17 protein-coding genes are annotated in these 24678 nt (G+C 70.2%); all 17 read right to left on the reverse strand.

The window, feature by feature from the left end; translation table 11 throughout:
• Window positions 1–12526 (reverse strand): LysM peptidoglycan-binding domain-containing protein (locus ACXJLU_RS13580; RefSeq protein WP_457331675.1); only part of this gene is annotated, 12526 nt, incomplete at its 3' end.
• A 110-nt stretch (window positions 12527–12636) separates the two neighbouring features.
• A complete protein-coding gene (locus ACXJLU_RS13585; RefSeq protein ID WP_457331676.1) occupies window positions 12637–13758 on the reverse strand; it encodes a tetratricopeptide repeat protein in 1122 nt (373 codons plus the stop codon).
• A gap of 13 nt (window positions 13759–13771) precedes the next feature.
• Window positions 13772–14137, reverse strand: coding sequence for a hypothetical protein (locus ACXJLU_RS13590; protein WP_457331678.1), 366 nt, complete (start codon window positions 14135–14137; stop codon window positions 13772–13774).
• Between the two features lie 7 nt (window positions 14138–14144).
• On the reverse strand, window positions 14145–14711 hold the full coding sequence (locus ACXJLU_RS13595) for a tetratricopeptide repeat protein (RefSeq protein ID WP_457331680.1): 567 nt from the start codon (window positions 14709–14711) through the stop codon (window positions 14145–14147).
• Between the two features lie 54 nt (window positions 14712–14765).
• Entirely contained in the window at window positions 14766–15527 is a 762-nt protein-coding gene (locus ACXJLU_RS13600; RefSeq protein ID WP_457331682.1) for a sigma-70 family RNA polymerase sigma factor, read from the reverse strand.
• An 11-nt stretch (window positions 15528–15538) separates the two neighbouring features.
• Window positions 15539–16291, reverse strand: coding sequence for a flagellar type III secretion system pore protein FliP (fliP, locus tag ACXJLU_RS13605; protein WP_457331684.1), 753 nt, complete (start codon window positions 16289–16291; stop codon window positions 15539–15541).
• Window positions 16288–16656 carry a flagellar biosynthetic protein FliO gene (locus tag ACXJLU_RS13610; RefSeq protein ID WP_457331686.1) on the reverse strand — a complete coding sequence of 123 codons (369 nt, stop codon included), beginning with the start codon at window positions 16654–16656 and terminating at the stop codon, window positions 16288–16290. The genes fliP and ACXJLU_RS13610 overlap by 4 nt, the downstream gene beginning before the upstream one ends.
• Entirely contained in the window at window positions 16653–17021 is a 369-nt protein-coding gene (locus tag ACXJLU_RS13615; RefSeq protein WP_457331688.1) for a FliM/FliN family flagellar motor switch protein, read from the reverse strand. The genes ACXJLU_RS13610 and ACXJLU_RS13615 overlap by 4 nt, the downstream gene beginning before the upstream one ends.
• Window positions 17022–17031: 10 nt before the next feature.
• Window positions 17032–17826 (reverse strand): FliM/FliN family flagellar motor switch protein, encoded by a 795-nt coding sequence (locus tag ACXJLU_RS13620; protein ID WP_457331690.1) that lies wholly within the window; start codon window positions 17824–17826, stop codon window positions 17032–17034.
• Window positions 17827–19002, reverse strand: coding sequence for a flagellar hook protein FlgE (locus tag ACXJLU_RS13625; protein WP_457331692.1), 1176 nt, complete (start codon window positions 19000–19002; stop codon window positions 17827–17829).
• 16 nt (window positions 19003–19018) lie between these two features.
• Window positions 19019–19414, reverse strand: a complete 396-nt coding sequence (locus ACXJLU_RS13630) for a flagellar hook assembly protein FlgD (protein WP_457331694.1) — start codon at window positions 19412–19414, stop codon at window positions 19019–19021.
• Window positions 19404–20225: a hypothetical protein gene (locus tag ACXJLU_RS13635; protein WP_457331696.1), complete on the reverse strand. Its 822-nt coding sequence runs from the start codon at window positions 20223–20225 to the stop codon at window positions 19404–19406. Before ACXJLU_RS13635 ends, ACXJLU_RS13630 begins: the two co-directional genes overlap by 11 nt.
• Entirely contained in the window at window positions 20212–20688 is a 477-nt protein-coding gene (locus ACXJLU_RS13640) for a PH domain-containing protein (protein ID WP_457331698.1), read from the reverse strand. Before ACXJLU_RS13640 ends, ACXJLU_RS13635 begins: the two co-directional genes overlap by 14 nt.
• Entirely contained in the window at window positions 20685–22007 is a 1323-nt protein-coding gene (locus tag ACXJLU_RS13645; RefSeq protein ID WP_457331700.1) for a FliI/YscN family ATPase, read from the reverse strand. Before ACXJLU_RS13645 ends, ACXJLU_RS13640 begins: the two co-directional genes overlap by 4 nt.
• The gene (locus ACXJLU_RS13650; RefSeq protein WP_457331702.1) at window positions 22004–22654 is read right to left on the reverse strand and encodes a FliH/SctL family protein; all 651 of its coding nucleotides are present in this window, start codon (window positions 22652–22654) and stop codon (window positions 22004–22006) included. The genes ACXJLU_RS13645 and ACXJLU_RS13650 overlap by 4 nt, the downstream gene beginning before the upstream one ends.
• Complete coding sequence (locus ACXJLU_RS13655; protein ID WP_457331704.1) at window positions 22651–23181, reverse strand: hypothetical protein; 531 nt, start codon at window positions 23179–23181, stop codon at window positions 22651–22653. The genes ACXJLU_RS13650 and ACXJLU_RS13655 overlap by 4 nt, the downstream gene beginning before the upstream one ends.
• The gene (gene fliF / locus ACXJLU_RS13660; RefSeq protein ID WP_457331706.1) at window positions 23181–24671 is read right to left on the reverse strand and encodes a flagellar basal-body MS-ring/collar protein FliF; all 1491 of its coding nucleotides are present in this window, start codon (window positions 24669–24671) and stop codon (window positions 23181–23183) included. The genes ACXJLU_RS13655 and fliF overlap by 1 nt, the downstream gene beginning before the upstream one ends.
• Window positions 24672–24678: the final 7 nt, after the last annotated feature.

Genomic DNA, 24678 nt, shown 5'->3' on the forward strand with positions numbered 1-24678 from the left:
GGTCGTACGGCCTGAACACATCCGCGGCGTTGCTGTTGCCCGCCACGCTCGGGATCATCAGCGACTGCCCCATGCGCAGGTCGTCGTCCCCGCCCAGCCCGTTGGCCTGCGCGATCTTCCACCACAGCTTGCTGTCGCCGTAGGCCGACCTCGCAATGCTCTGCAGCGTGTCCCCTGAGACCACCACGTAGCTGCCGCTTCCCGGCTTCGGGTACGAACCGCTGATGCTGCGGAAGCTGCTGTCGAACTCCCCGATCTCCGCGTAGATCGGGTTGCCGTTGCCGTCCCTCGGATTGTTCTCGTCCGGCCCCACCCCATAGCGGCCCAGCACCTGGCCATCCACCACCAGTTCGCGCAGCACCCTCGACTCCTGCTGCGTCTGCAGGATCACCCCGTTCGCGTCGTTGACGAACTTCTTGCTGTTGGCCGCCTTCTGGCTGTCATTGGTCCCCACCAGCCGCCCGTTCGCGTCGAACAGGTAGTCGGTGTGCCCACCGATCACGTCAGCGCTCTCCTGCTGGTACCCCTCGTAACGCTTGAGCCGGTACTCGAAGAACTCGTTGTGGCTGTCCGAGTTCACGAAGTTCTTCATCTTCACCACATTGCCCGCACCGTCGTAGGTGTAGTGCTGCCGCGTCTCCAGCCCGTTCGTCTTCGCGTTGTCGTTGTCCTGGTGCTCCAGCCGGCCCGCGCCGTCGTAGTAGTACTCGCGCACCATCGCGCGGTCGCTGTTGCCGCCGATCGCGCTCCAGTAGCTGTCGTCGATGTTCCAGATGCCCCAGCTCGGCCCGTTGCGCTTGATCCGGCTCGCCGCGTCGTACTCCCGGTGGTCGATTTCCTTGGTCCCTGCGCTATCGGCCAGGTACACGCTCGTCAGACGGTCTACGCCGTCGTAGGCATAGGTCTCGTGCACCAACCCCTGCACGCCCGCGTACGTCACCGGCTCGCCGCGCGGCTCTCGCACCACGTAGAACCGGGATTCGTCCGCGCTGCCGCCTTCGGCCGTCGGGCCATGCGTCGTGCGGCTGATCACGTAGTACAGCCCCACCGTCGTGTCGAAGCCGAAGTCGCTCTCCGGTACCAGGATCTCGGCGCCGGAATCGTCCGTCAGCCACGGACCCAGCCCCTCGTCGGGCGACTGTGGGCTCACCGTCCGCACCGCATAGCCCAGAAAGCCCCCCCCTTGTTGCTGCGCCACCAGCCCGTAGTGCAGGTCGCTGGTGCGGTTGCCCGAGGCATCGTAGGTGACGCGGTGGCCGTGCGCCTCCTGCCCGGTGGCGCCTGCAAAGATGTCGATCACGCCATAGGCTGTCTGAACCGCCGTTTCGCTGTTGCCCGTCTGCCCGGCAGCCAGCTTCACCCCTTCGGCCACGATCTGCCGGTTCTGCACGTCGTACGCCGACCAGTAGTCGAAGTCCGTGGTCTGCACCGTCCCCTGACTGTCTACCGACGTCTTGTTGAAGCGCCCCCACTGATGGATGCGGTTGCCGTTGGCGTCATACGCATACTCGATGCGCGCGCCCCCCAGCCCCGTCACCAGCCGCAGTTGCCCTGCCGCGTCGTACGACAGGCGGTTGTCCTGGTAATACTGCCCCACCGTCGGCGTGCCCGCGGTCGCCTGCCACACGCGCTCGCCCACGCGATGCCCCGCGAGGTCGTACTCGAAGGTGCTGACCTGGTGCAGCGCCTTGTCCTCGATGCGAACCACCTGGCCCGCACCGTCGTACTCGTAGTTCAAGTCCTGCCCATTGGTGTTGGCCTGCCGCTTCAGCAGCCTCAGCCCGTCGTAGGCGTAGGTGTAGACGGCGCCGCCCAGGTCGGTGTGCGCCGTCACCTGGCCGAAGTAGTCGTAGGACCAGGTGGTCGAGAAGCCGTTGCCGTCGATCTCCGCCGTCTTGTGGTGATTGGCGTCGTAGATGCTGCGGCTCGTCAGCAGGCTCGACAGCTTCTGCAGCGCCTGCCCCGGCGGCAGCGGGCCCACGAAGTTCCAGTCGCGCACGACCGCCTCTTCGGTGCGCACCAGGTTGCCCGCCACGTCGTACTGGTACTCGGTGTGCTCGCCCGCGGCGTTCACCAGGCTCAGGCGGTGCCCCGCCTCGTCGTAGGTGTAGCGCTCGGTCAGCACCTGGCTCGCCGTCACCTGCCGGGCCATGGTCACCAGGCGGCCGACACGGTCGTGCGTGTAGCGCGTCGCGAAGTGGTTCAACCCCACCACCTCCACCTGCTCGCCGAAGGCGTTGTAGCGCGTCGTGATGTGGCCCTCGCCGGCCGTCGCACCCGCCACGCTCTCACCGACCCGGTTACCGCCGGCGTCGTACTCGTAACTGTGCACGTTGCCCAGCGCGTCGATGCTCGCGCGCAGTTGCCCCAAGCCGTCGTACACCGCGCGGCTTTGTGCACGCACGCCGCCGAAGCCGTCGCCGATCGGCTTGTCTTCCACCAGCACGTGGTTCGACCAGTCGTAGGTGTAGCGCGTGATCCAGTAGGCGCTGCGGGGGTCGCTCAACTCCGTCACGTTGCCCCAGCGGTCCAGCGTCTGGTGCACCGTGGCACGCTCGGTCGCCGGGCGCAGCACATCGGGATGGAACGCGCCGAGCGGGCTCGCGCCGCTGTGCAGCACGTCACCGGCTGGCGTCGACTCGTGCAGGTACGAGGCCTCGTTGCCGGCCACGAAATGCCCCGGGATGTACGGTGGCGTCATGTCCTGCAAGGTGTAGGTCACCGGCGTGGCCGGCACCTGCACCGTCTGCGTCACCATCTGGATCTGCAGTTCCTCGTACGGGATCGACTGGATGTTCCGGAATGGCCGGTTGGGGCTGGCCGGTTCCACCCTGTAGTGCGGGCCGAAGATTTCGAGCCCGTTCTCGTCATACCCCACGACCACCGGCGGGCCGTAGGTGCCGGGTTCATTGAAATCGATGCGGAACAGCTGCGCACTCGGCGGCTTCACCCACACCAGAACCTGCGTCGGCACCTCGCGCGTCTCGGTGTGCGCCGGCTGCGCCGCCGTCACCGTCAGCACGCCGGTGCGCAGGCCGGTCATCATGCCGTCGGGCTGCGGCACGTCGTGGTAGTTGTCGAAGCGCAACTCGTACTCGTAGTGGCCCGGCACCAAGTCGGTCAGCGAGAAGTCGGTATCGGACAGCGTGCCGTCGGCCTGGCCCTGGAAGGCGAGGATCCAGTCGCTCGATCCCTGCAGCCGGTAGCGCAGCGTCATGTCGGTACCGGCGCCCGGGCCGCTCCAGCGCAGCACCGGCTCGGCACTGTCGACGCCGGTATGCCAGACGAACGGGCCGTCCTGGATCTTCGGCTCGCCCACCGGGCCCACGTAGTGCGACCCGTCGAGGTAGGACGTGATGTTGCCGGTGGCATGCGCGAATGCCAGCCGGTCGCTGCCGTGCAGGTAGACCAGCTCGTACTCGTACTGTTGCTCGTCGTCGAGTTGCTTCAGGTCCACCCACGAATGGCCGTTGCCGTCCGACTGGATCGGCAACTGGGTCCACTGCCCCCCACCCACCGTGCGGATGTGAAACTCCTGCAGCACACCGGCTTGCGGCTCGTTCCACTGCAGGATGCCGTGGCTGGGATCAGCCAGCACCGGCCCGGCGGCAATCTCGCTCAGCTGGCTGATGCCCACCTTCAGCGTGCCGCTGGCCTTCACGGCCGATGGATCCTCGATGCTCTGATCTTCCGCGGTGCGGTAGCACACCTGGTATTCGTAGGCACCCGGCTCGAGGTACGAGGTATTCAGCGAGATCGCGTCGTCGAGATCGGACACGTACTCCGAATCGAGCCAGTGCCATTCGGTGGACTGCAGCTCGCGCACACGCACCCGCACCTCGCCGAAGCTGTTGCCCCCCGGGTAGTCGCTGTCGCCGACGGTGGAGGTCGAGCGTGGAATGATCACGCGGCTGGCGAGTTCGCCCTGGTGGTAGTCGATCGCGGTTTTCCAGGTGCCGCTGCCGTCCATCTTCTCGACGCGGACGCTGGTGATCGTCCGGATGCCGGTGCTGTCGGCCCAGGTGAAGCTGGCACCGGTGGCGCCGCTGCCATTGACCATCGCGGTGCGCGAGTAGGCTCCCGAACCGTTCAGCCCCGTATAGCCGAACGTAACGCGCACCGCGCCCCCGCCAAGCAGGCTGATGTCGGGCCAAGTCAGCGAGACGGCGTTGGTGCCGATCCATGGGGGAGCCGAGCTATTGCCGGGCTGGCTGGTGGATGTGACCAGAGTCTCCACGTTGACCGCCGACGAGGTCTCGACACCGCCTGCGAAGCCGAGCGTGCTGCGCTCGGACTGCACGGTGGCCACCACGCGGCCCAGCGCGTCGTAGCGCCGGTCGGTGCGGGTGACGCCCACCAGCAACTGCGCATCAGCGGCGCGCTGCAGCGACTTCACCACGCCGGCCGAGCTGCTGCGGATCTCGGCCGTCAGGTTGCCCTGCAGGTCGTACAGCATCGCCTTGTCGACGCCGTCGCCCTGGTTGGTCTTCCACAGCCGGCCGAACCTGTCGTAGCACATGGTCTCGACGACGCTGCCGTCGAGCAGGCGCCGGTCCACTTCGCCGAAGGCATTGAAGTGCTGCTCGCGGACTGCCTTGCGCGGCGCCGTGGTGGGCACGGTGCCGCTGGCTCTCGGCGCCTCGTTGTACAACTCGACCATGGCGGCGCCCTGCTGCTGCAGGACACGCACCGACAACACGGCGCTCACGCCGCCGACCGGATCGGTCACCGCGGCCTCGGGCCAGTCGAACACGACACCGGAGACGGCGCCGGCCGCGGGAATGTCCATCGTCCGACTGAGCGTCTGCCCGCCCAGCGCGCGGTAGGTCAACTCGACCCGCACCATGCCACCCAGCGGCTGGACCAGACCGCCCCACGCCAGCTCGACGTGGTTGTTGCCCACCCACTGCAGGAAGCTTTCGTCCTGCGTGCTGCCGGTGTTCTCCCAACTCGCGGAGCCGACAGGCCCGGCCAGTTGCACTCCGGTCGACACCAGCGACCCGTCCAGCGGCTCGATGCTGCGCACCTGGCGGCCCAGCTTGTCGTACTCGAAGATCTGGAAGCTGCTGATCTGATGCCGCTCGTTGTCGGTGATCGTCTGCCATTGCTTGGCCAGCCGCCCGGCTTTGTCGTATGACATGTGGCGCACGCCGCCGGCCGCGTCCTGCACGTCCAGCACGTTGCCGCGGCTGTCGTAGCGGGTTTCCGTCGTGCGGCTGCCGCCAATCGGCGACGCGTTGCCGTTCGGCCGCAGCTCGGCTTCCCAATGCTGCGCATCGGTCACCGCCTGCGCATGGTCGATGCGCACGACCACGTTGCCGTAGGCGTCGCGTCGGAACTCGGTGACGGGCGCGCCTTCGCGCGAGATCGCATTGCTGAGCTCCGGCTCCGCCTGCACCCAGCGGCGAGGCGCGGCCACGGCCCGCACGCGACCCATTGCGTCGTAGAAGGACAGCGTCTCGCCGCCTTCGGCGTCGACGGTGCGCGTCAGGTTGCCGACCGCGTCGTACCCGTACTGCGTTTCCACGTTGCGCTGGGCCAGCTGGCCCGAGGCATCGTTGACGAGCGCGTTCATGTGCGTCTCGCGGGTCTTGCGGCCAAGTGCGTCGTACTCGCTGACGCTACTGCGGTCTGCCGCCGACGTGCGGTCATGGCGGTCCCAGCCGTCCAGCGTCACGTCGACCGCGTCGGCATACTCGCTGCTGCCGGTCTGGTTGCCGAGGGCGTCGAACTTGCGCTCGGTCAGGAACCCCATCGCATCGACCGTGCCGGTCTCGCGGCCCAGCCTGTCGAAGAAGTGGGTGGTGTCCGCCCAGATGCCGTTCGCACTGTCGAGCAGCGCCGACTGGCGCCGCAGCTCGCCGAACGCGGTGTAGACCATCTTCGCGATCTTGGTCGCCTGGCCGGCGGTGCCGGCACTGCTGTCGTAAACGTAGTCGGTGCCTTCGTCGACCTGCACGGCGCGACCCATCCGGTCGTACAGCGTCGTCACGGTGCGGTCGGCCCGCGGGTCGCGACCGGCCAGCAAGCCTTCGACGCCCTGCACCGACAGGGCCTGCCCGGCCGGCGTGCCGAGCGAGACCGGCTGCGCGTAGCGGGTGAGCTTCTGCACGTCGCCGAATGCGGTCAGCTCGTACTCGGTGACGTAGCTCTCGGCATCGACGGCATGCCGCACGTGGCCGGCCGCGTCATAGGTCTTGTAGCTCCAGTTGCCGCCGACGTCCTGGTTGGCGACCGCCTCGCCGAAGGCGTTGTAGACGGTCAGCGTGCCGAGCCGGCCGGTCTGCTCCACGCGCGGCAGCGTGGCCACGGTGGTCTGGCCGTCGGCGGCGGCGCCCAGGTAGTACCCGACCGCGGGATAGCGCACCACCACCTGACGCCCGGCGGCGTCGTACTCGTACGAAGTCTCGCGCTGCTCGCTACGCCCTTCGGCCTCGATGCGCGACTTCAGATTGCCCAGCCCGTCATAGACCAGGCGCGTGACGATGGACGCCATCGCAGGCCCGGTGGCATTGAGGTTGCCGTCGGCCTGCATCGCCGTGTTGACCAGCTCCACCTGCGGCGAGGTTTCCTTCACCAGGCGGCCGGCGGCGTCATAGTCGTACTGCCAGAGCGCGCCGTTCTTGTTCGTGAAGGTCTTCTTGTTGCCCAGTCCGTCGTAGGTGAACGACTCGCTGTGGTGCAGCGCATCGGTGGTGGTACGCACCCGTCCGGCGCCGTCGTACTCGAAAGTGGTGACGCGGTCGTGCACCGGATCCGAGGTCACCTGACCCTGCGTGGCCAGCTGGGTCACCACGGTCTGCCGGCCGAGACCGTCGTAGTCGTACAGCGTGATGCAAGACTCCGCATCGACGGTCGCGTGCAGCAGGCCGTTGCTGTAGTAGAAGCTGTAGGTGTGGCGATCGGCGTCGCCGGTGAGGAGCTGCTCGCCGATGTTGCTTTCGGTCGCGTCGGTCTGGCTGCCCAGCGAAACCTTCGATGCGTAAGCAATGGTCTGCGTGGCCTGGCCGTCGGCCTGCAATTCACGCCGTATCACCCCGCCGGCCGCATCCACGCTCAGGATGACGCGGTTGGCCTTGTCGTAGACGACGTGGCTGACGCGGTCGTTCTGCGCATCCAGCGACACCTGCGACAACGTGCGCCCCGCCTGCAGCGGCGTGGCATAGGCGATCTGGCGCAGCAGGTTGCCGTTGGCGTCGTACACCCGCTGCGTCACGCTGCGTGTGGCGTCGAGCACGAAGGTCGCTCGGTTGGCGTGGTCGTACTCGCTCAGCGTCACGCGGTCGCGCGTCGCGTCGGCAGCCACACCGTCCGGCGCCGTGCTCGCACCGATCGGGGTGGCATAGCGCGTCTCGGCGATCACGTTGCCGTTGCCGTCGCGCAGGTAGCCGACGACCGCACCGGTGCCGTCGGCGCTGAAGCTCAGCCGGCCCGCGGCGTCGTAGCTGAAGCGCTCGCGGGCGTCTTCGGCGAGAGGCATGCTGTCCGCCACCTGCTTCAGGTGTTGGAGTGATGCCGATTCGCCAGGTGCGACCAGGTTCGGCCGGGCAAAGCTGCGACGCTCACGCACGCTGCCATTGTCGTTGTAGGTGATCTCGGACAGCGCACCGGTACCGTTCACCGTGTACGCCAGCCGATTCATCGCGTCGTAGGCCTGGCGCACGTGCTCGTCCTGCACCGACGCCTGCGGCTGCGGCCGCCACTGCGGATCGTCCAACCGGGCCAGGTCGGCCAGCGCGACCGCGTAGCCGACCGTCTCAATCACGTTGCCGCGGTTGTCGTAGCGACGCTCCACCACGCCCCCGGAACCGTCGACCGAATACTGCAGCCGTCCGTCCAGGTCGTAATAGCGGGCGTCGACCTGGTCGCCGCCGATGCCACCATGGGTATAGCGCAGGTTCGGCACGACGTCGCGTACGTAGTCCAGACGCGGGGGCAGGCCCTCGGATCCCACCAGCGGCTTCGCCAGCGTGGTCTTCTTTGCCAACCGGCCTTCGGCGTCGTAGGCATAGACCGCCACGCGGTCCGTCGGATCCAGTTCGGCGAGCAGCCGGTTGTCCGCGTCATAGGCGTAGCGCGTGACCTGCTGCATCGCGTCGCGCACCGAGACCACGTTGCCGGCATCGTCGTACTCGTAGTGGCGGCGCAGGTTCAGGTTGTCGGGATCGATGGCTTCGTCGGTGCGGCGGCCGAGCACGTCGTACTCGTAGCGCGTCAGCGTGTGCCCGGGGCTTTCGACGGTGAGCACGCGGCCCTGGCTGTCGTAGCTGTAGCGGGTGGTCAGCGCCAAATGCCTGGCATCGTCTTCCGGGTGCAGCGGATCGGTCGGATCGACGGTCACCGACAGCGTCTGGCCGAGCAGGTCGGTGCGTGTGACGGTGCGGATGCCGTTGGCATCGATCGCCACCACCTCGCGTGCCTCGGGGTGGTATTCCTGGCTGGTGCGGATGGCCATGCCGTCCGGGTCGACGATGCGGTGCAGCAGCCGGTTGACGGCGTCGTACTCGTAGCGCACCACGTGGCCATTGCCGTCCTGCGTCTCGATCGGGCGATTGGCCAGGTCGAAATCGCTGTCTTCGGAAATGACCAGCGCGCCCAGGGCGTCACGCACCTCGGTGTGCGTCAGGTTGCCGTTGCGGTCGTAGCGGTAGACGGTGCGGTTGCCCTGCGCGTCGGTGACGGACGCCGTCTCGCCGTTCGCATTGAAGCTGGTGGTGACGCTGACCTGCTCACGCGTGGTGGTCGTGACGCTGTGAGCAGCGTCATCGTAGGCATAGGTGGTGACGGCCCCGGTCGCATCGGTGACCGTGAAGACGCGACCCAGCGCGTCATAGGCGGTGCGCCGCACGGCATGCGTCGGGTCTTCCACCGTGACGGTGCGGCCGGTGCGGTCGTAGCCGTAGGTGGTGAGGCCGCCGTTCGCATCCACCGATTCCTTCAGGCGCCCGAAGGCGTCGTAGGTCGCGCTGGTGCGCACGTCGCTCTGCGCCTCGTCGCGGATCACCTCGTGAAGGTGACCGCGGCGGTCATAGGTGCTGCGCGTGGCCAGGCGCTCGATCTCGCCGTCGACCTCGGTGCGCAGGTCTTCCTCACCGAAGGCGTTGTAGTGGTGCGCCAGGCCGGTGGTGGACAGCACGCCTTCCTGGTAGAGCCGGTTGCGCGTCTCCAGCGTCACCGCGCCGCGGCGGTCGTGCGTCAGGCTGGTGACCGCATCGATGGCCGGGTCGTGCAACGACGCCACCAGCGCGACGAACGGCGCCTCGGCGAGGCCGCCGTGCAGCCCGGCCAGCGTGGCCGGGGCGATCGGCGTGCCGATGCGGCGCACCTCGGTCAACTGGTTCAGCGCGTCGTAGCTGCGCTCCTCCACCTGCCCGCTCGCGTCGACGGTGTGGCTCAGCAGGCCGTCGGCCCGGTAGAAGTAGAGCGTGGCGTTGCCGTTCGGGTCGGTCTCGCGGACCATGCGGCCGGCCGCGTCGTAGCTGTACTGCGTGGCCGACGACGCCCAGATCGCGTCGATCTGCTCCGGGCTCATCTCCCAGTGCAGGCGCAGGTAGGCCTCGGGCGGCAGGCGCGCGGTCACGCGGCCCAGCGCGTCGTGGCGCGTCTGCGAGGTGCGCTGCTCCGCGGTGCCGTAGGCGCTGACGGTCAGCTCCAGCCGGCCCACTGCGTCGTAGCCGTAGACCGTGGTGACGCCGAACTCGTCGGTCGCCGAATCGAGCTGGTTGAACGCCGTGTAGGTGAAGCTGCGCACTTGGTCGGTCGGCTTGGACGCCGGACGCCACTGACTGAAGTGCAATGCCGGGTCGGCCGTGATCTCGGCGTCGTAGCGGACGATGCTCGACACGTTGCCGCGCAGGTCGTAGGTGGTTTCGGTGAGGTGCCGCTCGCCGTCGAGCACCGCCACCGCCTGGCCGCGGGCGTTGTACCAGGTGTGGACGGTCGAGGCCTTCGGGTCGCCGGCCAGCACCACCAGCAGCTGTGCCAGGCTGCCGTTGGCCCGCAGCGAGGCCTGCGTCTCGCGGGCATAGCTGACGGTCAGCGTGTTGCGGCCCAGCGCGTCGTAGCGGTATTCCACCAGGTAGCCGTCGCCGTCCAGCGTGCCGACCAGCTTGCCGTCGGCATCGTAGAGGCGGCGCGACACGCGGTCGTCGGCCGAGGCCTGCACCGCCACCTGCGACCGGTCGGGCGCATCGCCCAGGCCACCCAGGTAGCGCGGCTCGGCTCGGCGCACCGTCTGCAGCAGGCGCGATGCACCGTCGTAGGTGTATTCGGTCACCCCGCCTTCGGCATCGACCTGCACGGCCAGACGGCCGGCGGCGTCGTAGACGTTCCAGCTGGAGCGGTCGGCCGGGTCTTCGGCCAGCTGCAGCCCGGCAACGTCGATCTCGGCCGGCCGGCCCTGCGCATCCACCAGCAGCGCCACGTTCGCCTTCTGGCCGTGCGCGATGCTGCGCGTCAGGTGGTCGCCGCGGTCGTAGAGGTACTGGACCACCGTGCCGTCGGCATCGATGTCTGCCGACTTGCGGCCGGACGCGTCGTAGAGCACATAGCTGCGCACGCCCGTCGGGTCCTGCGTCATGCGCAGGCGGCCGGCGGCGTCGTAGCTGTAGGTGGTGGTGCCGAGGTCGAGTGCCCCGGCGGAGCTGTTGAACACGCCGACCAGCCGACCGGCCTTGTCGTACGTCGAGGTGGTGACCAGTCCGTTGGCCGCTTCGACGACGATGCGGCGGCCGGCATCGTCGTAGGTGGTCGCCGTGACGCGGCCGCCCCAGGCATCCAGGGCCTCGGTCATCAGGGTCAGGCGGCCCAGCCCGTCGTACACGTACTGCGACAGCACGCCGTCGTCCGGCGAGGCTGCCGACGCGCCGGAGATGGTCTGCAGCAGGTCACCCGCCTGGTTGTAGACGAAGTGCTGCACCGACGCACCGGCGAGCACGCCCACGCCGGCCGCGTCCACCTCGGCGTAGGAGGTGATGCGCGACAGCTGGCCGCGGAAGTCGTAAGCCATGTCGACGCGCTGCAGCACCGACGGGTTCTGCGCCGCAGCCCACGCGGCCAGCGTGGCCTCGGCGGGCGACACCGTGGCGCCCAGTGCGCCGGTGTCGTACAGGCCGGCGTACTGCAGCGTCGCGACGCGCAGCCCCTGGGCGTTGAAGCGGTATTCGGTGACGCGGCCCTCGGCGCTGATCGTGAAGCGCAGGCGATCGGTGGCCGAGTAGACCAGGCGAGCGGTCTGCGCGCCGCCCGGCGCACCCGCGCCGGCACCGTCCGCATCGGGCACGGTGTAGACCGTCTCCGTCAGCAGCTGGTTGAAGGCGCTGCCGAAGCTGCGAGTGATGGTGTTGCCCTGGTCGTCGCGCTGCAGCGTCTGGTTGCCTTGGGCGTCGTAGCCGAACTCGACGGTGCGGCCGTCGCCGTCGTGGACGCGCAGCACGTTGCCGGCCCCGTCGTACTCGAAGCTCATCGACGGCGCCTGGCCGTTGACGGCCGGCGCGGTCACCGCCGTCAGCTGGCGCTGTGCGTCGTACGCGAAGCGCGTCACCCGACCGGTCGCGTCGGTGACGGACGTGGTGGCAGCCGCGGTGTCGTAGCCGAAACGCGTCAGCGCGCCGGTGCCGTCGGTCAAGGTCTCGACGCGGTAGTCGCCGCCCACCTGGACGTAGGTGACGCGCAGTTCGGTGCCGTCGGTCTGCACCATCGACTGCAGCCGCGTGCTGGAGCCGTCGTAGGTGTACGTGGTCTGGTAGACGTAGCCGTCGGTGACCGAGTTGTCTTCCGGCGACAGATCGACGGTGACCTGCTGCAGGCGCTGGCTGCCGTCGTAGACGTAGTGGACGCGGGTCAGGCGCACCGGCTGGCCGTCTTCCAGCACCGTCGTCACCAGGCTCTCGAGCAGGCCGCCGGCATAGACGAACTGCGTGGTCTCGCCGCTCGCATCGGTGACCGAGCTCAAGCGACCGCCGGCATAGCCGTAGGTGACGGTGTTGCCACTGGTGTCGGAGCTGCTCAGCAGACGCCCGCTGCCGCTCGCTTCATAGCGCTCGGTGGCGCGCGTGCTGCCGTCGGTCCAGGTGTAGGTGCCGCTGCTGCCGTCGAACTGCAGCGTGTCGTGCGCGCCGTCGCCCTCGGTGCTGCGGTACAGGCCCAGTGTCGCGTCGTAGTCGTAGATCGCACTGGCACCGTCTTCGTCGGTGCGCACGAGGTGGCTGCCGGCCTGCCCGAGGCTGCCCTGCAGCAGCACCTGCTTGCGCTCGACGCCGGTGGCCCAGTTGCTGCCGCCGAAGCTGCCCTGGCTGTTGTAGGTGCGCAGCGTGCCGGCATTGACGCCGGTGCCGAGCAGGCGCTCGTCGAGGTCCTGCACGACGAGGTTGCCGTTGGCGACGTTCACGTAGGCCCGCTCGCCACTGCGCCCCTGCACCGCCGAGCCGATCACGCCACGCTGCCCCAGCGTGGCCAGCGATGACAGGCTCAGCCCCAGGCCGTTGCCGCTGACCAGACCCACACCCGCTCCGACGTTTGCAACCATCTCTCACGCTCCCGATCACTGGATTCCTGCGCAAAGACAGTTCTCTGCGTCTCGAACAAGTGATCGCGGGTTTCGGCAGCGTGTTTAGGGGTCGGGCGAAATAAAAATGATCAACGCAGGCCGGCCGCTTCGGCCAGGCTGCCACCCAGGGGCGCCGCCCGTCCGCCGAGCAGCCGGCGCGCCAGGCGCTGCAGGGCTTGCGGATCCTGCGCGTCACCGGACAGCACGGCCTGCGCATAGCGGGCGGCGAGGCCTTGCGGATCCAGGCGCAGCGCACGCTCGATCGCGGCCTCCGCCTCGTCGCGCCGGCCCTGCAGCGCCGCCAGCACGGCCAGCCCGCCATGGGTGTCGCCGAAGTTGCGGTCCAGGGCCAGCGCGTGCTCGAAGCTGCGCGCCGCGCCGGCCAGATCGCCGGCGGTCAGCTGGCACCAGGCCAGGCCGTGCCAGGTGCCGACGTGGCCGGGCATGAAGCCGACCGCCTGCTCGAACGAGGAACGCGCCGCCGCCAGGTCGCCGCCGCGCAGCTGGGCGGTGGCGCGCACCGACCACAGCCGGCCATCGCGCGGGCTGCGCGCCAGCGCAGGCTCGATGAGGCCGAGCGCGCCGGCGGCCTCGCCCTGCAGGATGGCCAGGCTGGCCAGCGTCGCGGCGAGTTCGCCGGCCTGCGCGCCGCCGCGCCGCGCCAAGTCGCTCCAGCGGCGGGCGGTCTCGGCTTGACCGGCATCGAAATACAGCAGTCCGGCGACCGCCTGGGCCTCGGGGTCGCTGTCGCGCCAAGCCTCGGGTGCTGCCTCCCAGGCCGCCAGCGCCTGCTGCGAACCGCCCTCGTGCCAATGGGCGCGCAACACCCAGGCGCGCAGGCCGGCCGGGGCATCCGCCCGCTCGACCAGCGGCTGCCAGCAGGCCAGGGCGTCGCCGAAGCGCTGCTGGCGGAACCGCGCCATGCCGAGGTTGAAGAGTGAGCCGGCGGCCAGCGGTCCGTGCTGGGCAAGGCCGAGCAGCAGATCCTCGGCCTCGCGGTAGCTGCCTTCGGCGAGCAGGACGCTGCCGGCCGTGTGCATCATCTCCGGACCTTGCCGTTGGTCGGCGGGCGCCTGTTCGATGATGCGTCGCGCTTCATCGGACGCCCCGAGGGACAGCGCGCATTGCACCGCCTCGGCGCGCAGCGGGAGATTGCGGGGATCCTGGTCGAGGAAGCGCAGGAGTTGCTGGAGAGGAGCGTGGTCGGTCATGGTGCAGAGGAGGTCAGCTCATCGAGAGCAACAGGTCGGTGGCGGATTCCATCTCGCGGCGCAGCGATTCGTCGGCGCTCATCGCACCGATCACGTCGTCGACGAGCTGCTGGAAGCCGGCGTCGTTGACAAGCGCCTGGCCGAACTCGTCGAGCAGGCGCAGCTCGATGAAGGCGCGGAACGCCTGCTGGCGACGCCTGGGGTCGTCCGGGTCGAGTGCCGCCACGCGGCGCAGGATGCGCTGCTCGAGCGTCAACGCGCCGGCCGCCGCCTGCGCCGGGCCGAGCGCCACGCCGGGCGCCACCGGCGCCGCCGGTGTGGCACGGCCTTGCTGCAGCCGCAGCAGCACCTGCGAGAGGGAGCCGAGTTTGTCGATCACGCCGGCCTCAGTGTCGCGTGTTGTTGTAGGCGGACATCGCCAGGCCCAGTTCGGGCTGTGCCTGCGGTGTCGCGCTGCCGCGGTCCGCACGCAACGATGCCAGCAGGCGCTGCATGTCGGCCTGCAGCGGCGCGTTGTCGAACGGCAGCGCCAGGCCGTCGGCCAGCTTGGCCTCGGCCGCCGGCACCTCGCCGCGGGCCAGCGCGACCAATCCGGCCCCGAAATGGAACCAGGCGCTGTCGTGCGGCAGTTGCGACAGCGGCGCCAGCGCCTGCTCCGCATGTCGCGGCGCCTTCAACGTGAGCCACAGCAGGCCCAGCTGCAGGCGCGCCGCGGCGAAGGCCGGATCCTGTTCCACGGCAATCGACAGGTGGACGACGGCATGCTCGTACTGTCGCGCCTGCGCGTATTCGGCGCCCAGCAGGTAGTGGACGCGCGGCAGCTCGTGGTGCAGGGCCACGCACTGGCGCCACAGCGCCAGCGACTGGTCAGTGCGGCCTGCGCGGCTTGCGGCCAGCGCCTGTTCGGCGAGCTGGTCGAGTTGTGCGGTCGCGGTGGAGGAAGGATCGGACATGGGCAGTGCAAGCGGTGGGGTGGCGGGGCAATCGCATCGATGGGCGCGGGCGCACTAGCTGGTGTCGTTTCGCTGCAGGCCGAGCCCGCCGACGCGCAGCCTCGCCAGCGCCCGGTGGTGGATCTGCGAGATGCGGCCCTTGCTCAGATTCTGCTCGGTGGCGATCTGCTCGAACGGCCTGAGCTGCAGGTAGTGCAGCGTGATCACCAGCCGCTCCTGCGCCGGCAACTGCTGCACCGCGTCGCGCACGCGCTGCTGCAACTGCCTGAGCTCGATCTGCTGGTAGGCATTGTCGACGGCCGGCTCGACGCCGTTCGAGTACATGCCGGTGTCCTCAAGCAGCAGGCCGAGCGCCAGCCCGATGGCCACGCCGGCCAGCCGGTCGAGCAGGTCGGCCGGACGCTGCGCCGCGGTTGCGTTCTCGCGCAGGGAGGCGGCACGCTCGCGGCGCAGCGCCTGGCGCGTCGCGATCTGGCGCTGCTTTTCGCTCAACGATTCCACGCCGTCCAGGATGGCCCCGGTGATGCGGCGCGCACCGAAGGCCTCGAAGCGCACGCCGTGGCCGGGATCGAAGCGGTCCAGCGCCTCGAGCAGCCCGACCATGCCGAACTGGAAGTAGTCGCTGAATTCCAGCTCGGCACTGAAGCGCTGCGCGAAGGCCTTGGCGGCCAGCATGCGCACCAGCTTCTCGTAGCGCCGCACCAGGGCGTCACGCAGCGCGCCGTCGGGCGCGAGGCGGTAGTGCCGCCACAGCGCCTCGTCGTCCTGCAACACGGCCGCACCGGCGTCGAGCGGAGGCTTCTCGATCAGCGCCATCGACGGCACTCTCAGGCAAAGGTGCCCATGAGCGACTTGACGACCAGGGCCCAGCCGTCGATCAGCACGAACAGCAGGATCTTGACCGGGATCGCGATGGTCGACGGCGGCACCATCATCATGCCCAGCGCCATCAGCGCGCTGGCGACGACGATGTCGATCAGCAGGAAGGGCAGGAAGATCACGAAGCCGATCTGGAACGCGGTGCGCAGCTCGGACAGCATGAAGGCAGGCACCAGGTGCACCAGCTGAACGTCATCCAGCGACTGCGGCGCCGCCGCATTGGCCAGCTCGACCATCAGCAGCACGTCGGACTCACGCGTCTGGCGCACCATGAACTCCTTCAAGGGTGCCTTGCCGCGCTCGACGGCCTGCTGCAGGTCGGCGCGGCCGGCCGCATAGGGTTGCACGGCCGCCTGGTTGATCTGCTCGATCACCGGCGACATCGAGAACAGGGTCAGGAACAGCGCAAGGCTCACGACGACGACGTTGGGCGGCGTGTCTTGCAGGCCGATCGCATGGCGCAGCATCGACAGCACGACGACGATGCGCACGAACGAGGTCATGCAGATCAGCGCCGCCGGTACCAGGCTCAGCGCGGTCAGCAGCAGGAAGACGCGCAGCGCGGACGACATCTCGTCCTTGCCGCCCAGCGTGATGGGCGCGGCGGCGATCTGCACCGGCGAGACGGCGGCCAGCGCCGGCACGGCCAACAGGCACAGCACGACGGCGCCAAGCAGCCGGCGGCGACCGAGCGGGCTCATGCCGTCTCCACCGGTGCCCGCTCAAGCACCGTCGCCGACGTCGTGGTGACGGCCAGCAGCAGCCGCTGCTGCTCGAACACCACCACCGCCAATTGCACCTGCGGATTCAGACGCAGGCTGGACTGCAGTTGCAGCGTTGCGGCCTCGGCCGCGCCGCGTGGTGCACGCCGCAGGCCCGGCCAGAAGCGGCGGGCCAGCACCAGCAGGGCGACGATCGCGACGCCGCACACCAGCAACGCGCCGACCAGACCCGGCGCCCCCGGGCTGTCGGCCTGCTCGGGCTTGAAGGGCAAGGGCGCGGCGTGGGCCGACACGCCGACGGTGGCCAGCAGCGCGCCGGCGCGGCTTCGGGCACCGGAGGTCACGGCGTGCCGCCTTGCTGCGCCGCGGCGACGACCTGCGTGACGCGCACGGCGAACTGGTCGCCCAGCACCGTCAGCTGGCCACGCGCGACCACGCGGCCTTCGACGCACAGGTCGATCGGCATGTCGACCGCACGGTCGAGCGCCAGCACCGTGCCGTCGCGCAGCGACAGCAGTTCGCCGACGCTGGCATGCGCGTGGCCGACCACGGCCGTCACCTTGGCTCGCACGTCGCCGAACAAGGCCATGCGGCCTTCGAGCACCGGTGGCTCCCCCGACGGTGCCGCCGCCAGTTCGTCGAGGTCGACCATCTGCAGGTGGCCCGGTGCGGGCCGGGCGCCCAGGGCGCCGGAGGAATCGTGGGGCATGGGGGGACTTTCAGGAGGAAGTGGAACGGGCCAGTTGGACCGCAAAGCGATCGCCACGGCGCCCGAGGTGGACTGGCAGCGCCTGGGTGGCGCATTGCAGTCGCAGCGGCTCGTGGATGGACCCGTCGAGCACGATCACGTCGCCGGGCTTCAGCCCCAACAGCTCGGACAGCGGCAGCTCGGTGTCACCGAGCGTGACCTGCGCCTGGGCCGGCAGGCCGCGCAGCGCGGCATCGCGATCCGCCCGACGCAGCGCGGGCAGGGTCGCCGAGGCCGCCTCGGCGGGCGCGTCGGACGGCCACGTCGATGCGGGCGCGCGCACCAGCAGCAGCGGCCGGCGGTGCACGCCCTCGCACAGACGCAACCGGATCCATCCGTCACCGGCCCGCGAGGCCGCGGGGACGGCCGACGTGGTCGGCGCGAGACGCGGGTCGAGCCCGTCACAGAAAGCGAGCCGCAGGGTCTCGCACGCTTCGGCCAGACTGTCGGCGGCGATCGACCCGGCGCCGGGTGCCGAGTCGGCTTGCGGCCCGAACAACAGCGCGGCGCTGCCGGCGCCGAAGCCGCACGCCTGGGCCAGCCAGGCGTGCGGTCCGAGCGCTGTCCAGGCCAGCGCATCGCAAGCCACATCGCTCGCATCCTCGTCGCGCACCGCATCGACCGCGATCAACGCGGGATCGATACCCCAGTCGCGGCACCAGACCTGCAGCGCGGCCACCACGCGTGCCTGCAGGGCACGCAGCCGGCGCTCGGGCACCAGGGTCCAGGCCCGCGGGTCCGCCGGTCCATGCAAGGTCGTGTCCACTCAGCCCCGCCCTTTCATGTCGAACAACTCCTTCAGCATGTCGTTGGCGGTGCTGACGATCTGGCTCGAGGCCTGGTAGCCGCGCTGCATCACGATGAGGTCGCTGAACTCGACGGACAGGTCGACGTTCGACAGTTCGAGCTGCCCCGCCGCCACGTCGCCGCGTCCGCCCTCGCCGGCCCGGCCCAGCCGTGCCGCCAGCGGATCGGGTGTGCTGAATTCGCTGCCGCCGGCCTGCTGCAACGAGCCGGGCACGTCGAAGCGGGCCAGCGCCAGCTGTGCGCCGTCGACCTTCTGGCCGTTGGCATACGACAGCTTCAGCACGCCCTTGTCGTCAAAGGTGGCGCCGGCCAGCGCGCCGGCCGCGAAGCCGTCCTGCTTCTCCACCGCCAGGGTCGACGCGGTGCTGGAGGCGAACGAGGTGGCCTCGGCACCAAGCTTCACGCCGACCGTCATGGCCGACGCTCCGGCCGGCGCATAGTTGAACGAGAAGCTGTCCTTGCCGGCCACTGGGTGGCCGTCGGCAAAGGACAGGCTGCCGGTGCCGACCGAGGTCGTGCCCTCCTGCACGTCGACGTTCCAGGTGGTCGTGGCCGCATTCGGCCGCTTGAACACCATCTTCAGCACGTGCTCGGCACCCGACGCATCGATCACCTTGACGCTGGCCAGCGTGAAATCGGTGATGGTGCTGGCCAGGTTGCCGTTCAGCTGGACCGAGGTGGTGGCCTTGGCCGGGTTGATGCGCAGGCCGCTGAGCGAGATCTCGCCGAGCGTGCCGGTGGCGTCGTAGCCCATCACCTTGTGACCGTTGGTGCTCGACACCAGCACCCCATCGGGCCCGAACTGGAACTGGCCGGCCCGCGTGTAGACGGGGCCGGCCCCGCTGTCGAGCATGAAGAAGCCGTCGCCGGCGATGCTGGCATCCAACGTGTTGCCGGTCTGCCGCACCTCGCCCGCCAGGTAGTTGATCGCGGTGCCCAGCGTCTGCAACCCGGTGCCCAGCTGCGAGAAGCCGCCGCCGCCCTGCGGCTGGTTCTGGTAGAACAGGTCGCCGAACTGCTGGTGTTCGCCCTTGAAGCCGGGCGTGTTCAGGTTGGTGACGTTGTTGCTGATGACGCGCAGCCCCTTCGAGAAGCCTTGCAGCCCGGTGACGCCGACGTAGAGAGAATCGAGCATGAGGATCTCCGGTGACTCAGCGCACGGCCGAGATCTGGGACAAGGTGACGTCCGGAACGACCGTGCCGCCGGACAGCTTGATGCTCAGGCGCGGCTCGCTGCCGCTCAGGTCGAGCTGCGTGACCTGGCCGCTGACGCTGCCGGACGCGAGCTGCACGTCGACGGTACGGCCGATCAAGCCGATCGACTGGCTGGCCGACTGCACCGACAGCAGCGCTTCGAGCTTGGTGTTGAGCTCACGGCTCTGCTCGAGCGAGGTGAACTGCGCCAGCTGCGACATGAACTCGGCGTTGTCCATCGGCTTCAGCGGATCCTGGTTCGTCAGCTGGCTGGTCAGGATGCGCATGAACTGCTGCAGGTTGAGTTGCGAGCTGCTGTTGCTCGTGCTGGATGCGGTGGCATCAATCGCCATGGGGAGTCCTCCTGGGAATCGTGTCGGGTGTGGGGTCGGATGAAAGGGGGTCGAACGCGATGCCGTTCCAGCGCACGCCGGTCAAGCGCATGCCGGCCGAGCGTGCCTGCGCGTCGAGGGCGGTGGCCAGCGTCCGCACTTCGGCACGATCGGCGCGCGCGTCGCGCACCCATGCGACGAGGCCGTGGGCGGTGCGTTCCAGGAACACCCTGGCGCCAGCCACGTCGGCCGTGTCGGCGGGGGCTGCATCGGTCTTGGACGATCCCGCGCTCGAGCGGGCATCGGCGGCCGGCGAGTCCGCCTGCAACGCCGCGATCGGCGCCTGGCGAAGCGCCGGAATCGGTGCCGACATCGGCAGCGACACCGGCATCGGTGGCAGGACGGCAGGCGCCGGCACCCGCGCGTCCGGTTGCAGGCGCGCGGCCAGCCAGGGCTGGGCCAGCGTCGCCGCAGTGCCGGTGCCTGCGCGAACGGCCCCTGCGCCGCCCACGGCTTCGGCGACACGCGGCAACGCGCCGTCCGCTGCTGCGAAGCGCGAGCGTGCGGCAATATCGTCATGCGCTGCGGCCACGCGCACGAACCCATCTGCCGGCGAGGGAGGTCGCGCGTCCTGCGCGCCGGCTTCCGCCGGCGGCATCGCCCCTGTTACCGCCGGCTGCGGCAAGCCTGCGTCCGGCGACGCGGGCGACGCCGCGAGCAACTCGACGAAGGCGCGTTGCAAGGCGTCGCGCCAGCCCGCCGCACGTGCACCGGAGACGGCTCGCGCGGTGCTGTCGCCCGGTGCGACGGGCGACGCGTCAATCCTGTCCATGTGGCGCTCCCGGGACGGCCACACGGGCCGCGACATGTTCATCGAGTTCACGGTATGCGGCCTGCAGCGAGGCCGTCGCCAGCGCGCCACGCACGCGGCCATGGCGTGCCTCGATCGCATCGCGCTCGGCCAGCGAACGCAACAACTGCTGCTCGAGCGTTTCGCGGTGCGCCTGCGCGCGCCGGGCCTCGGTGCAGGCCAGCGCGTGATCGGCCAGGCGATGCGCGCGGTAGCGGCCCAGGGCCAGCATTTCGCCCGGCAGCACGGCTACACCCGGCTGGAGTTGTTCGCGCAAGCGCTGATCGAGCCGGTCGAGTTCCCGCTCGATGCCGTGCTGCGCCGCCGCGGCCTGCATGGCGGCCGCGGCAGCCTCGCTGCAGGCGGCGCGCTGTTCGTCCAGTGCCCAGCCGCGCACCTGCAGCACGCGCTCCAGCACCAGGGCGGTCCGGCGCTGCGCGCTCATCGCGGCGCTCCCGCCGGCGACACCCGCTGCGACAAGGACTGCCAGGCAGCGTCCCAGCCGCAGGATTCGTCGACGCGCTGGCGCAGGAAGGTCTTCAGCTGCGCCGCCAGTTCGCTGGCGCGGTCGAGCTCGGGGTTGGAACCGGGCCGGTACAGGCCCATCTCGATCATCTCGCGGTGGCGCGCGAAGCTGGCCATCGCCGCACGCGCCTGCGCCTGGACCTGGGCCTGGGCCGGCGTGACCAGTGACGAGGACAGCCGGCTCACGCTCTGCAGCACGTCGATGGCCGGGAAGTGCCCTTCGTGGGCCAGTTCGCGCGTCAGCACGACGTGCCCGTCCAGCGTCGCGCGCAAGGTGTCGGCCACCGGCTCGTTGTGGTCGTCGCCTTCGACCAGCACGGTGTAGATGCCGGTGATCGAGCCACCGCCTTCGGCCGTGCCGGCGCGTTCGCACAGCGCGGGGATCTCAGAGAAGACGCCAGGCGTGTAGCCCCGCGCCGTCGGCGGCTGCCCCGCGGCCAGGTCCATCTCGCGGCGCGCCATCGCGAAGCGCGTCACCGAGTCCATCATCAACAGGACCTGCCGCCCCTGCGCACGAAAGTGCTCGGCCAGCGCCGTCGCGGTCAGTGCCGCGCGGGCGCGCACGACCGCCGGCTGGTCCGACGTGGCAACTACCACCACCGAACGCTGCAGCCCTTCGGCGCCCAGGTGGACGTCGATGAACTCGCGCACCTCGCGCCCGCGCTCGCCGATCAGCGCAATCACGTTCACCTCGGTGCGCATGCTGCGCGCCAGCATGCCGAGCAGGGTGCTCTTGCCGACACCGCTGCCCGCGAAGATGCCCACCCGCTGGCCGCGCCCGATCGTCAGGAAAGTGTCGATGGCGCGCACGCCGGTCTCGAGCACGCGCTCGATCGGCGGCCGCGTCAGCGGATTGAGCGCCGGCGGGCGCAACGACACCTCGGCCTCGCCAGCCCAGGCCGGCCGGCCGTCGATCGGCTGACCGAAGGCATCGACCACCCGCCCCGTCATCTGCGCCGCCACCGGCAGCACCGCGCGCGCAGGCAACGGGGTCACGCTGTCGCCCAGGCCGATGCCCGAGGCGCTGCCGAAGGGCATCAGCACCACGCGGCCGGGCTTGAGGCCGATCACCTCGGCCTCGATCGATGCCCCGGCCACGGCGCCGTCGATGCGGCAGCAATCGCCCATGCGCATCGCCGGCCCGCTGCTTTCCACCGTCGGGCCGCCCACCGACAGCACGCGGCCTTGCCAGGCCGTCAACGGATGCGAGCGGGCCACCCGCAGCAGGGCCTCTCTCATGAAGGGGCCTCGCCGGCAGTCCGGTGAACGGCCAGCAGGCCGTCGCGCAGTTGCTGCATCTGGCGATCCAGGCGCGCGTCGAGCGTGCCTTCGCGCGCCTCCAGCACGCACCCGCCGGCACGCAACACCGGGTCGGGCAGCACCTGCACGGCGCCGCCAGCCGGCCCGAGCAGGCGCTGCACCAGTTCGGCATCGCGCGGGTGCACGCGCAGCGTCAATGCCGTCATGTCGCGCGCCTCGGCCAGCGCCGCCTCGGCCATCGCGGCAACACCGGCCGCGGACACCGCGGCCGACCCGACCACGCGCAACGCGACGCCGAAGGCGAACTCGGTGGCGAACTCGACCCATTGCCGCTGCTGCTGCGCCCAGGCCTGTTCGATCTCGCCGCGCAGCCGCGCGAGGCGAACCAGTTCGGCCTCGGACTGGCGCTGCGCCGCCTCCAGCCCCTGCTGGTGACCGGCCTCGAAACCGCGCCTCTCGGCGTCCTCGCGCCAAGCCTGCAGCACCAGCGCGTCGGGCGCCGGTGCAGCGGCGGCCGGCATCGCCATGGACAGCGCCGCTGGCGCGGACGGCTCGTGCCGGCGCGCCGCAGCGCGCAGTGCCACGCGCGGCACGCCCATCGGCACGTCCTTCAGGATGTGCTTCATGCGAAGCGCCTCCACCACCGCGCCCGCGGTGGCGCTGCATGTTCTTTGACGGGCATCGCGGGCACCGAACGCAGGCGCTCGACCACACACCGGCAGGCGTGCGCCTCGAACCGCGGCGCGGCGCACCCGGTGAGGTCCGGCACGGGCAGGCCATGCGCCTGCGCCACCTGCGCCGCCCACGGCCAGTCGCGGCAGGCGAGCAGCTTGGCGACGAAGGCGGGCGGCTCGTCCCGGAGGACCGACGCGACCCGCCCGGCCGGCTGCTGCGCCAGCCAGGCCGCGTCGCCCGGCTCATCCACGCCGCCGGCGTCACGCACAGTCGCGGACAGGTCCGGCACCGCCGGCGGCGGCAACGCGTCGCGAAGCGACGGCAGCAGCGCGGGATCGCGCGGAATGCCGAGCTGCCGCAGTTCCTGCAGCAGGCCGGCCAGCCGCTTGCGCTGAGGGGGCGGCAGGTGCGACAGCACCCATTCGCGATCCGGCGCCGCCAACGCATGGACCAGCAGCGCGGCCTGCTTGCCGTCCATCACCGCTCCCCGCCGCGCAGCGGCGCGGCCTCGTTCGACAGCCAGTCCTGCACGCGCGCCAGCACTTCGTCGCGCTGGCGCACGTCCAGCACCGCCGCGGCCCGGCCGGGGCCGCTCGCGCGCAGCCGCCGCATCACCAGCACGGTCAGCAACAAGCCGCCGGCCAACAGGCCGGCCCCTGCCACCAGCGTCAGCGCCGTCGGCCGGCCGGAACCGTCCGCCCGCGGCGCGGCGATCGGCGCCACCGCGTCGTCGACCGGCGGCGCATCGGCCACCGTCGCCGACACCGGCACGGACACGGGCGCGGCCAGCAGCGCCATGGATTGCACCGAGATCACATCGCCCCGTGCCCGATCCAGCCCGACGGCAGCCGCCGCCAGTTCACGCACGCGCTCCATCTGGCCATCGTCGAGTGCGCGCCGCACCACCACCGCCACGTGCAGCCGCTTCAGCTGGCCGGCCGGCGACACCACCTGTTCCGTACGCTTGCCGGTCTGGTAGTCGGTCTCCTGGGTCGTGTAGCCGGCGGACTTGTCCGCACTGGCCGCGGCAGCATCCCGGCTCGACGTGCGCTCGCGCACGATCACGCCGGCGGCCGGCGCGTCGCCGCTGCCGCGCGCCGCGATCACCTCCTCGGTGGTGACCTTGCTCTGCACCTGTCCGAGTTCCACGTCGACGCTGACCATCGCCTCGCCGGCACCGAGCAGGCGCTCGACCACGCCGGTGGCCTTGCGCGCCAGGTAGGCCTCGGTGCCCTGTTTCAGGTCGAGCCCCGCACCGGCGGCGGGCGCTACACCCTCGTCGCCGCCGGCGGCACGCGACAGCACGACGCCGTGCTGGTCGAGCACCGCGACATCCGCCGGCTGGATATCGTTCACCGACGCCGCCACCAGCCGCTGGACGCCCAGCACCTGCTCGGGTGCCAGCGTGCGTCCGTTCTTCAGCTGCAGCGTGACCGAGGCCTTGGCCCGCGCGCCTGCCTTCTTGAACAGCCCCTGCTCCGGCAGGGCCAGGTGCACGCGCACGTTCTGCACCTCGTCGAGCGACAGGATGGTGCGCGTCAGCTCGCCTTGCAGCGCACGCTGGAAGTTGATCTTCTGCGCGAACTCAGTCATCGCGAAATCGGCGTTGTTGAAGAGCTCGAAGCCGACCGCGCCGTTCAGCGCCACCGGCGAACCCATCAGCTTCAGGCGCAGCTTGTGCACCTGCTCGTGCGGCACCAGCAGCGCATGCGTGCGCTCATCGACACGGTAGGGCTGCTTCTGCTTGTCGAGCTCGCCGGCCATCGCCGCCATGTCGCGATCGGACAGGTCGGCGAACAGCACGGCGTAGTCGGTGCGCAGCAGTGCCACGCCGAGCGCGACCATGGCGGCAACGATCGCCAGCGCACCGATCGCCAAGCCGACCCGCCCGCCGGGCCCGCGCCGCGGCGCACCGTCGCCCGCCGGTCTGCCGAGGCTGCTCCAGAAGTCTTTCCACGCTGATGTCATTCACCCA

Source organism: Rhizobacter sp. P5_C2, from assembly GCF_054049715.1.